Genomic DNA, 10,238 nt, shown 5'->3' with positions numbered 1-10,238 from the left:
CTCCCGCGCGCCCCGCGCACCACCGGGCCCGCGCCCGCCGCCGCCCGCCCCGCGGGCGGGCGGCCCGCGCCGGGGGCGCCGCGCTACCATCCGCGGATGGACGTGCTCAGCGACGCCATCGCCCTGCTGCGCACCGGGGCGCCGCGGACCGCCCGCGCGCGGCGGACCGGGCGGTGGAGCGAGCGGCACGGGCCCGTCCCCGGCGCCGGGTTCCACGTGGTGCTGCGCGGCCGCTGCCGACTGCTGCTCCCGGACGGGCCGCCCGTCGCCCTCGGCCCCGGCGACGTGGTGCTGCTGCCGCGCGGCGCCGAGCACGGCCTGGCCGACCCCTCCGTGACGACGCTCGCCGGAATCCCGCCCGGCTGCCCCGAACCGACCCCGCACACCCCGCGACCGCCCGACGGCCGGGACGCCGCCGACCCCGCCGCTCCCGCGCCGGTGGACCTGCTGTGCGGCGCCTACGAGCTCGACCGGGACGTCACCCACCCGCTGCTCGCGCGACTGCCCGACGTGGTGCACCTGCCCGCCACGGTCGGCGGCCGCCCCGCGCTGCGCGCCGCCGTGGACCTGCTGGGGCAGAGCGCGGCGGAGCCGGGCCCCGGCTCGGGCGCCGCCCGCGCCGCGCTGCTCGACCTGCTCCTCGTCCACATGATCCGCGCCTACGCGGACCAACGCGCGGCCCGCGGTCCCGGGCACGGGCTGCCCGCAGAGCCGGCCGACCCGGCGGTGGCGGCGGCGCTGCGCTCCATGCACCGGGACCCGGCGCGGCCGTGGACGGTGGCGCAACTGGCCGAGGTCGCCGGGCTGTCCCGGGCGGCGTTCGCCCGCCGGTTCACCGCGCTGGTCGGGCAGCCGCCGCTCACCTATCTGACCCGGTGGCGGCTGGCCGCGGCGGCCCGGATGCTGCGCGAGACCGACGCGCCGCTCGCCGCCGTCGCGGCCCGCGTCGGCTACTCCTCGCAGTTCGCGTTCGCCAATGCCTTCAAACGCGAGTACGGCCAGGCCGCGGGCGGCTACCGCCGCCGGTGGCGGGAGCGGGCGGAGGCCGCCGGATGACCCCCGCCCCGCGGCCTCATCCGCCCTGCGCCAGCCGGTCGGGCAGGGGGGCGAGCGGATACACCCGCCAGAAGAACGCGTCCGCCGCGTGCTGGTCCCCGGGGAAGTTGACGGCCTCCACGATCCGCTGCCCGCGGATGCGGAAGGCCAGCGTCCACAGGATGTCCAGTCCCGCGGGCGCCGTGCTCCAGCCCCGGTGCAGATCGACCACCCAGTCCCCGTCGGCCGCCACGCACAGCGTCTCCGCCCGGAACCCGGCGCGCCCCAGCTCGCGGAAGAACGCCAGCACCTCCTCGACGCCCTTCTTCGTGCCCGCCAGGGGATGGTGGCCCGGGATCGTCCAGCGGATGTCCGCGGCGAAGAACGGCCTGAGCGCGTTCAGGTCGCCGGTGCCGTACGCCTGGTAGTAGCGGCGGATCAGCGCCACGTTGGGATGCTCCCGGCCCGTGCCCGCCGCCGCGGCGGTCCGCTCCCCGGCGAGCATCGCGGCGGCCACCCCCGCCACCCCGAGACCCGCGCCCCGCAGCAGGGTGCCCCTGCCCACCGCGCCGCCCTGACCGACGGCGCCGCCGTCCACTCGTTCACCCACCGGGGTCTCCCCTCGTGCTCACCGGAATCTCCGCGCCGTGCGCGCGCCCCTTCACGCAACCAGCCGGAGCCGACCCGGTCCAATGCCTGCTGCCATACGCCCGAGGCATCGATCGACACGGGCGCCGCCCGGGGGCCGCGCGCCGGCCCCCGGGGGCGTCCCCGCGGCCCCCGGGAGGACACCGGGCCCGTCGGGGCGCCCCCGCGAGCCCGGTGCCCTTCCGCTCGCCCCCGGTGAACGGCCGTCAGACCGCCCGCCACAGGGCCGGGATGTTCGGCGGCTCCCAGCCGACCGCCGCGGTGTGCGACTGGAGGCACCGGTAGCCGCGGCCCGCGTAGGTGACGACCGCCCCGGCGGCGTAGACCGTCCCCGGCCGCCAGGTGCCGCCGGGCGGGTCGTCGGGGGTCTGCGGGACGTCGAGCACGAAGTCGAACACGGCCTCCAGCCCGGAGCCCGCGGTGCGCACCGTCATCAGCAGCGCCGGGTCGAACAGCGCGTCGGTGCTGTTGCGCGGCTCGCCGGGGAAGTAGAGCTGGGTGGTGAGCACGGGACGGCCCGGCGCCTGCGCCTTGACGTGCAGGTGGCGGGTGCGGCCCGGGTACAGGCCGGGCACGATCGTGGTCAGGCGGTACGCGCCCCGCGCGTCGGTGAACTGGTGCCCGCGCAACCGGTACCCGGCGTTGTCGTAGGCGCCGTTCGCGTCGGCCTGCCAGAAGTCCAGCAGCACCCGGGACAGGGGGCGGCAGGCCAGTCCGAACACGTACCCGGAGACCGTCAGCCGGGTGCCCTGCGCGCCCGGCTCCAGCAGCGAGACCCGCTCGGGCGAGTCGGGCTTGAAGTACGGGCCCTCGATCTGGGGGTGCGTCGGCCCGTCCCCGTCGTCGCACGACGGGGTGAGGGCGGGCGGCGCGGCGGGGCCGCCGCCCTCGGCGGCCCCGCGGGCCACCGGGGGCGCCGCGCCCACCACCAGGGGGAGCGGGGCGGCCACCAGCGCCGCCTTGAGCAGGCCCTTGCGGCTGATGCCGCCCGGCCTGTCCGGGGCGCCTTCGGCGGCGCCGCCGTCGTCGGGAGTGCCGTGCTCTTCTCGCATCGCGGTCCCTCCAGGGAACGGGAAAGGGGGGATGCCGCGGCCGGCCGCGAGGACATGCACGACCCTATGCGGGCGGCCCGAAGTGGTCGATGGACAGGACAACGGCGTCATGGTGCTCGGCGCGGGCGGCCCGGCGGAACGCCCCGGGGCTGGTGCCGGTCTCCCGTCTGAAGAACCGGCAGAAGTACGCGGGATCGGCGAAGCCGGACAGCCGGGCGATCCGGTTGACCGGCAGATCGGTGGCGGCCAGCAGCCGCTTCGCCTCCCGCGCCCGCGCCTGGCGCAGCAGATGCCCCGGGGTGTGCCCGGTGGCGCGCCTGACCGCGTCGTTGAGGTGGCCGGGCGACACGCCGACCCGGGCCGCGCACGCGCGCACGGTGAGCCCGGCCACGGGCCGGCCGGGGCCGGACAGCAGCCGGGAGAACCGGCGCGCCACCGAATCGGCCCGGCCGTCCGCCGCCCCGGAGGCGGCGGCGCCGGGCAGCCGGCGGGCCCGCACCAGCAGGATGTGCAGATACGCCTGGAGCACCCCGACGAAGCCCGCGGCCCCCGCCCGGTACTCGCGCTCCATCTCGGCCAGCACGGCCCGCACCCCCGCCGCCTCCCGCTCGTCCGGGCACAGCCACGGCCGTTCCGCGAGCACCTGGAGGGCGTCCCGGTCCTCGGGGTGCGCGACCAGGAAGTCCTCGGTGAACAGCACCACCCACCCCGCCAGACCTCTCACCCGCTCCCAGCGGTGGATCCGGCCCGGCACCACGACGGCCAGGTTCGGCGGGGCGAGCGGCCACCGCTCCAGGTCCACCACGTGGGCGCCGCTGCCGCCGGTGACGTAGGCGATCTCGTGGAAGGTGTGCCGGTGCGGGAACTCCGCCCGGGACAGCGGCCCGATGGTGTCGAACGACCCGATGGCGAACGGCAGGACGTGCGGGGCGGGCACCTCCAAGTCGTGCAGGGGCACAGGGGCGCGGGACATCGGCGTCACACCCTTTCCGCAGCAGGACGGCGCCCTGGTCCGGACCAATGGGCGCACCGCCGCCACGGTAGCCCGCGCCCCGCCCCACCGGAACGGCACGGCGCCCGCCCCCGGCGGCGCCCCGACGGCCGGGCCCGGCACCCGGGCCCGGCACCCGGGTCCGGGACCTCACCGTCGCCGCGGCCCGTCGCCGCGTCGTCCCGCGCGACATGGTGACGGCCGCCGAACCGCAGTCCCGGCGCGGGTGCGCGCCGGGCCGGTCGGGGGTTCGGAGGTTCACCGGGACGCGCGGGCCCGCCTCCTCGCGCGCGGTGCGCCAAACGGTTTTTCTGGTGACCCGACCGCTCGTTCCGCGCACCGCCGATCGCGCCGGGGGAGGTGTCCGTGGGGGATGGGGGTGAGCGCGCCGGCGGGGCCGCCGCGCACCCGCCGGCCCGGCTCCGCCCCGCCCCGGCGGCCCGCCCGGCGCCCCGCGAAAGGTTCACGTCATGACCGCACCCGCCGCCCCGGCGCAACCGGCCGCGGGCCCCCGGGGCATGCCGCTCCTGGGCAACCTGATCACCTTCGGCCGCAACCCGCAGGAGTTCCTGGTCCGACTGCGCGAGGACCACGGGGACGTGGTGACCTGGTCCCTGGGACCGCGGCCCTGCGTGCTGCTGTCCCACCCCCGGCGGATCGCCGCCGTGCTCAGCCGCGCCGGCGACCTGTTCGAACCGGCCGACATGGGCTGGCCCGTGCACCAGATCGCCCGGGGCAGCGTCGGCATCGCCCGCGGCGAGGAGTGGCGCCGCAAGCGCGCCACCGTCCAGCCGGTGGTGCGCCCCCGCCATGTGCGGGAGTTCGCCGCCACCATGAGCGCCTGCGCCGCCGAGCACGCGGCCTCCTGGTCGGACGGGGACCGCATCGACGTGCAGCGGGAGATGACCCGCGTCACCGGGCAGATCGTGGCCCGCACCCTGTTCGGGGACGCCCCCGAGATGAACGCCGACGTCCTGCACCGGGCCATGGCCGCCCTCCAGCGGGAACTCGCCGCGCAGGTCCGCGGCGGCGTCGGCCTGCTCCTGCCCGGATGGGTGCGCACCCCCTCCCGGCAGCGCCTGCTCACCGCCCGAAGGACCATCGACGCCACCCTCGACGAGCTCATCCGGCGGCGCCGCGCCCGCCCGGACCGGGGAGCCGGCGGCGGCACCGTGCTGGACGCCCTGCTCGAATCCCGCGACGAGCAGGGGCGGGCCATGACCCCGGCCGAGGCGCGCGACGAGGCCGTCGCCCTGTGGATCGGCGGCCACGAGACCACCGCCGCCGCACTGACCTGGACCTGGCTGGCGCTCTCCCGCACCCCGCGGGCCCGCCTCCGCCTGACCGAGGAACTGGACCGGGTGCTCGCCGGCCGCACCCCCACCCACGACGACTACGACCGCCTGCCCTGGACCCGGAAGGTCGTCAAGGAGGGCCTGCGGCTGTACCCGCCGTTCTGGACGCTGGTGATGACGCCCCTGCGGGACACCGAGGTGGACGGCGTCCGGTTCGCCGCCGAGTCCCTGGTGTGGTGCAGCCCCTGGTCCACCCACCGCGACCCGCGCTGGTTCCCGGACCCGCTGGCCTTCCGCCCCGAGCGCTGGGACGCCCCCGAACCCCTCACCGACCAGGCGTGGTTCCCCTTCGGGTCGGGGCCGCGCGCCTGCCTCGGCGCGCGGTTCGCGCAGGTCGAGGCCGTCCTGGTGCTGGCCGCGCAGGCCCAGCGCTTCCACTTGGACTTCGAGTCCGACGCGGCCCGGCCCCTGTCCGGCCCCTTCCTCCAGCCCTCCGCCCCGCTCCACGCGACGGTCCGCACCGCCGCGCCGCCCTCCTCCGGCTGACGGCCCGACCCGCCGCGCCCGGCCGCGCGGCGGGGGAGCACCCGGCTCGCGCCGCCCCGTCCGGTCAGTCCTCGACGAGCCGGGCAAGCGCGGCCGCGGCGTCGGCGGCGTAGTCCTCCGTGACGGCGGCCGGGTCGGCGAGCGCCTGCCGGGCCAGCCCCGTGGCCAGCGCCCGGACCGCGGGCGCCAGGCGCGCCGCCTGCCCCGGCGTGGTGGGGGTGGCGGCGGGGCCGGCGGCGCGGCCGGTCAGCAGACGCCGCACCAGGCCGTCGATCGCCTCCGCGTGCCCGGCGAGGACCGCCGCCAGGCCCGGGTCGCGCGGGGCGAGTGCCGCCGCCTCCACCTCCAGCGCGTACCACCGGGCGGCGGGCCCGGCGACGGCGAGCCGGTGCATCAGGCTGGCGTGGGCGCGCAGCGCCTGCTCCAGGGTCAGCTCCTCCCTGGCGACGAGCTCCGCCAGGCCGGCCCGCAGTTGCTCCGTCAGATGGGCGACAGCGGCGAGCAGCAGCTCGCGCTTGCTGCCGAAGAGGGAGTACACCGCGCCCGTGGTCAGGCCGGCGCGGGCGGCGATGTCCTCCAGGCGCGCCGCCGTCCAGCCGTGCGCCGCGGTCTCGGCCAGCGCCGCCTCGACGAGGGCCGCGCGGTTGCGCCGCCGGGTCTCGGAGCGCTTCACCCCTCGCCCCCGCCGGGCCCGCCCGCCCCGGTCAGGCGCCGGAACATCGCCAGGGCCGCGCCGGTCTGCACGGCGACCAGCCGGCGCGGCGGGAAGGGCTCGGCCCGCAGCTCCCGCTCGGCCGCGGTGCACCAGGAGTCGAACAGGGCGCCGGCCTCTTCCGCGGCGGCGCGCAACGCCGGCGGCCGGTTGCCGGCGGCCTGCTCCAGGCCCAACTGGCGGCGGAGCATCCCCGCGGCCCTCAGCCGCAGCATGTGCGTCACGCTGCGGGCCGCGAAGTCCTCGGCGACGGTCGCCTCCCGCCCGGCCGGGGCCGCGGCGACGGCCTCGTAGGCGCAGGCCGCGGCGGCGCTCTGGTCGAGGGTGTCGGCGACGGCCGCGCGCATGGGGGAGGGGACGGCCAGCAGCGGCAGTACCCGCTCGTGCAGCTCGCGCAGCCGCCCGGTGTCGGCCCGCAACCGCCGCGCGGTCGCGGCCGCGACCTCCGGGTGGGGGCGGCCGCTGCCGGACGGGTCGCTCGCGCGGGGGTCGTGCCACAGGGGCACCTCGGTGATCAGGGTGAGGGTGCCGTGGCGCTGCCCGTAGTGGGCGCTGGAACCCCCGAAGCGGGCGCCGCCGGAGCCGTCCGCGCGGGCCGCGGCCAGTTGCCGGGCGGCGGGCATCAGGTACACCGCCGGTCCCGCCTCGGGCCAGCCGAGGGTGTCCACCGGCCCCAGCGAGAGCGGCACCCCCTCGGCCCGGGCGACGACGCCCAGGTCCCGGGCCGCGCCGGGCACATCGCGGCTGAGGACGAAGAACACCCCGCCGAAGTCGGCGTTGTGCAGCGAGTACTGGAACCGGGGGCGCAGCTCGTCGATGACCCGGGCCAGGGCCTGCGTCTCCGGCAGCATCCGGTCGAACCAGGCGTCCTCGTCCGGCGCGGGGAAGGTCCATTCGGGCTGGTCGGCGAAGGCGGGCCGGTAGAAGTGCGCGTGGTAGTGCCGGACGGTGAATGGGCCGCCGAACCAGTCCTCGTTGAGCCGGGTGGCGTCCGGGTCGATGCAGGGGATGAAGTGCCAGGTGTACCCGGCGTCGTCGCGCAGCGCGGGGTCGGCGGCGACGAGCCGGGCCAGGTGCGGCAGCGTCAGCAGGCCGACGGGCTCGTTCGGGTGCGGGCCGCCGACGACGAGCGCGTGCTCGGGGCCGTGCCCCACGGACAGCATCCGCAGCGGCTCACCCAGCCGGGACGTCCCGATGCGGCGCAGCCGGCACACGCCGGGGAACTCCTCCGCGAGCCTGGCGACCTGCGCGCCGAGCCCGTCGACCGTGGGGAACCGCTCGACGGGCGGCGGCTCGGTGAGGGGGTGGACGACTGCCACGTCGGCGCCTTCCGATAATCGTCATTATTCCAGTAATCACGATTACGGTACGCGAAACCGCGCCACGCCGACACCGCTCCCTGCCGCCCCGCGCTCGACGCCGCCGCCCGCCCACGGCCCGAAGGCGCCCCGGCCGCGAGGACCCCACCCCCGCGCCGGTCAGTGGTCGACGGTGACCACGATCTTGCCGACCTGTGCGCCCGCCTCCATGTAGCGGTGCGCCTCGGCCATCTCCTCCAGTGCGAACACGCGGTCCACGGTCGGCCGGAACGCGCCGCTGCGCAGCCCGGACGACACGAACGCCTCGCCGCGGCGCAGCCGCTCCCGGTCGGTGGTCGTCTCGTACAGCGTGTAGGTGCGCATGTTCAGCGCGGGCATGCCGAGTTCGAACCCCGGGTAGGGGGTGGCCGCGCCGCTCAGCGCTCCGTACAGCAGGAGCGTGCCGCCGGGGGCGACCACCTTGGCCAGGTCCACCACGCCGGGACCGGCGACGGCGTCGAAGACGAACTCGGCGCCCCGCCCGCCGGTCAGGGCGAGCACGCGCTCCACGACGTCCTCCTCGTCGGTCGTGATCACCTCCGCCGCCCCCGCCTCGAGCAGCGCCTTCTTCTTGGCCCCGCTGCGGGTGGTGGCGACGGGCACCGCCCCGACGCGGTGGGCGACCTGGATCGCGGCCAGGCCCACGCTGCTCGAGGCGGCGGTCAGCACCACCGTGTCCCCGGCCCGCATCCCGCCGACCTCCACCAGCGCCCCGTACGCCGTCAGGTACGGCATCCACACCGCCGCGCCGCCGACCGCGTCGAGCCCGTCGGGGCGGGGCAGCACCGCGGCGGCGGGGACGATCGCGCGCTCGGCGTAGACGCCGTAGTCGTTCATCGAGAAGGCGGGCACCACGCTGACCGGCAGGCCGACCCGGAACCCCGCCACCCCCGCGCCGACCGCCTCGACGACCCCCGCCGCCTCGGTGCCGAGCCGGCCGGGGAACCGCTTGACCGGCTCGATGTAGTGACCGCTGCGGAACAGCACCTCGGCCCGGTTGAGGCCGATCGCGTCCACCCGCACCGCCAGTTCCCCGGGGCCGGGTTCGCCGACCTCCACGTCCTCCAGCCGCAGCACCTCAGGCCCACCGAGCTCGTGGAACCGCACCGTCCTGGCCATCACGGACCTCCCCCTCTTCGGATCACTGGACGGCGACACCGCCCCGGCGCCGCCGCACCCCACCCAAACGCAAAGTACGACTGCTGTCAAACTTCGACGGCAGTCGTACTTCGATGGGCGCCGTACGTCCGTGGCGATCGTAGTTCGACGGATGTCGTACGATGTGCGAGGAAGGAGGCCGGCAGCCGATGACGATGACACGCAGCAGCGGAAGGGACCGCGTCCCGCCCCACCCGGACATCGCCACGATCGGCCTTCAGCAGGTCCTCGAAGCCCTGGTCGACCCGGTGCGCCGCCGGATCGTCGCCGACCTGTACGCCTCCGGGCAGGACATCGCCTGCGGCTCGTTCGACCTGCCGGTCGGCAAGTCCACCGCCACCCACCACTTCCACGTGCTGCGCGAGGCCGGCCTCATCCGCCAGTACTACGTCGGCACCTCGCGCATGAACGCCCTGCGCCGCGACGAGATCGACGAGGCGTTCCCCGGCCTCCTCCGCGCCCTGGTGGCCGAGCACCCCCGGGCCTGACCCGCCCGCGGCTCTGACGGGGCCGGCTCACGCCCGCCGCGCGGGCTCCGCGGCATGGGGCGGCACGGGCGTGCGGGCGGCCTCGTGGCGCCACGCGTCGGGGAGCTCCGCCGCCCGTCAGGTGGCGGAGCCGCTGCCGTACGGCCGGGTCAGGATCTCCATGTTGTGGCCGTCCGGGTCCTCGAAGTACGCGCCGCGTCCCCCGTCGTTGCGGTTGATCTCGTTCGGGCGGTGGTGGTATGGGTCCGCCCAGTAGGCCAGCCCCGCCGCCCGGATCCGGCCGAAGATCACGTCGAACTCCTCCTCCGACACCAGGAACGCGAAGTGCTGCGGGACGATGTCCTCCGGGGCGGCGTCCATGTAGTCGAGCGTGACGCCGTTGTCCGTCTCCACCGGCACGAACGGCCCGAACTGCGGGTGCACCTCGAGACCGAGCAGATCGGCGAGGAACCGCGCCGACACCTCCTTGTTCCGGGCTTGGACGATCGTGTGGTTCAGATCCACGGCCATCGTGCGGACTCCCTCCTGCACACCTGGAACCTGCTCCCGACGTGGACGCCGGGCACCCTCCACGGTAGGCCGCCCCCGCCCCACCCGCCTCGGGCCCGAGTCCCCCTGAGCCTCGGAGATGAGTCCTAGTACCTCGGTCGGCCGGGGGAGGGCTGGGGATGCTCGGGGGCGCACCCTGTGGTGGGTGCGCCCCGGGGGGTTGAGCGGTGGTTCGTGTGTGGTGGTGGGATCAGGCGGCGGTGGCGAGTGTGGTGGTGCGGCCGTGGGTTTCGGCGATGGCGAGGATCTCGTCGAGGGCGCGGAGGGCGTTGGCGGTTTTGAGGCAGGCGAATTCGCTGGTGAAGCGGACGACGGCGCGGATCTGGGCGGGGGTGGCGCCCTCCAGGAGGGCCTGCTCGACGTGGCCGCGGAAGGAGGGGCCGAGGGTCTGGTTGGCGATGTCGGC

General features: G+C 76.8%; 10 protein-coding genes and 1 pseudogene. 3 read left to right on the top strand and 8 right to left on the bottom strand.

Going from position 1 to position 10,238, the window contains the following annotated elements:
- The first annotated feature begins 96 nt into the window (after positions 1-96).
- Complete coding sequence (locus ACYVO2_RS36880) at positions 97-1,056, top strand: AraC family transcriptional regulator (protein ID WP_461012500.1); 960 nt, start codon at positions 97-99, stop codon at positions 1,054-1,056.
- A 16-nt stretch (positions 1,057-1,072) separates the two neighbouring features.
- Here the strand turns inward: ACYVO2_RS36880 and ACYVO2_RS36875 are convergent, their stop codons facing one another.
- The 3 genes from ACYVO2_RS36875 to ACYVO2_RS36865 all read right to left on the bottom strand — a co-directional run bounded on the left by ACYVO2_RS36875 (position 1,073) and on the right by ACYVO2_RS36865 (position 3,708).
- Positions 1,073-1,645 carry a nuclear transport factor 2 family protein gene (locus ACYVO2_RS36875; RefSeq protein ID WP_461012498.1) on the bottom strand — a complete coding sequence of 191 codons (573 nt, stop codon included), beginning with the start codon at positions 1,643-1,645 and terminating at the stop codon, positions 1,073-1,075.
- Positions 1,646-1,889: 244 nt separating this feature from the next.
- Positions 1,890-2,735 carry a dioxygenase family protein gene (locus ACYVO2_RS36870; RefSeq protein WP_461012497.1) on the bottom strand — a complete coding sequence of 282 codons (846 nt, stop codon included), beginning with the start codon at positions 2,733-2,735 and terminating at the stop codon, positions 1,890-1,892.
- 64 nt (positions 2,736-2,799) lie between these two features.
- Positions 2,800-3,708, bottom strand: coding sequence for a helix-turn-helix transcriptional regulator (locus ACYVO2_RS36865; RefSeq protein WP_461012496.1), 909 nt, complete (start codon positions 3,706-3,708; stop codon positions 2,800-2,802).
- A 488-nt stretch (positions 3,709-4,196) separates the two neighbouring features.
- Between ACYVO2_RS36865 and ACYVO2_RS36860 the strand changes: the two genes are divergently transcribed.
- Positions 4,197-5,567: a cytochrome P450 gene (locus ACYVO2_RS36860; RefSeq protein ID WP_461012495.1), complete on the top strand. Its 1,371-nt coding sequence runs from the start codon at positions 4,197-4,199 to the stop codon at positions 5,565-5,567.
- A 64-nt stretch (positions 5,568-5,631) separates the two neighbouring features.
- Here the strand turns inward: ACYVO2_RS36860 and ACYVO2_RS36855 are convergent, their stop codons facing one another.
- The 3 genes from ACYVO2_RS36855 to ACYVO2_RS36845 form a co-directional block, all read right to left on the bottom strand.
- Positions 5,632-6,240: a TetR/AcrR family transcriptional regulator gene (locus ACYVO2_RS36855; RefSeq protein WP_461012494.1), complete on the bottom strand. Its 609-nt coding sequence runs from the start codon at positions 6,238-6,240 to the stop codon at positions 5,632-5,634.
- Positions 6,237-7,598 carry a M14 family zinc carboxypeptidase gene (locus ACYVO2_RS36850; protein WP_461012493.1) on the bottom strand — a complete coding sequence of 454 codons (1,362 nt, stop codon included), beginning with the start codon at positions 7,596-7,598 and terminating at the stop codon, positions 6,237-6,239. Before ACYVO2_RS36850 ends, ACYVO2_RS36855 begins: the two co-directional genes overlap by 4 nt.
- A 159-nt stretch (positions 7,599-7,757) precedes the next feature.
- Entirely contained in the window at positions 7,758-8,756 is a 999-nt protein-coding gene (locus ACYVO2_RS36845) for a zinc-dependent alcohol dehydrogenase family protein (RefSeq protein WP_461012492.1), read from the bottom strand.
- A 194-nt stretch (positions 8,757-8,950) separates the two neighbouring features.
- Here ACYVO2_RS36845 and ACYVO2_RS36840 point away from each other — a divergent pair, with 194 nt between their 5' ends.
- Positions 8,951-9,283, top strand: a complete 333-nt coding sequence (locus ACYVO2_RS36840) for an ArsR/SmtB family transcription factor (RefSeq protein WP_461012499.1) — start codon at positions 8,951-8,953, stop codon at positions 9,281-9,283.
- Between the two features lie 117 nt (positions 9,284-9,400).
- Here ACYVO2_RS36840 and ACYVO2_RS36835 read toward each other — a convergent pair whose 3' ends face one another.
- The gene (locus ACYVO2_RS36835) at positions 9,401-9,793 is read right to left on the bottom strand and encodes a VOC family protein (RefSeq protein WP_461012491.1); all 393 of its coding nucleotides are present in this window, start codon (positions 9,791-9,793) and stop codon (positions 9,401-9,403) included.
- A gap of 229 nt (positions 9,794-10,022) precedes the next feature.
- Positions 10,023-10,238, bottom strand: a pseudogene (locus ACYVO2_RS36830) (hypothetical protein); the annotation flags it as partial.

This window comes from Streptomyces capparidis (assembly GCF_054782095.1).
The sequence above is the reverse complement of the archived record's forward strand: the minus strand, read 5'-3'. Positions and strand labels throughout refer to the sequence as shown.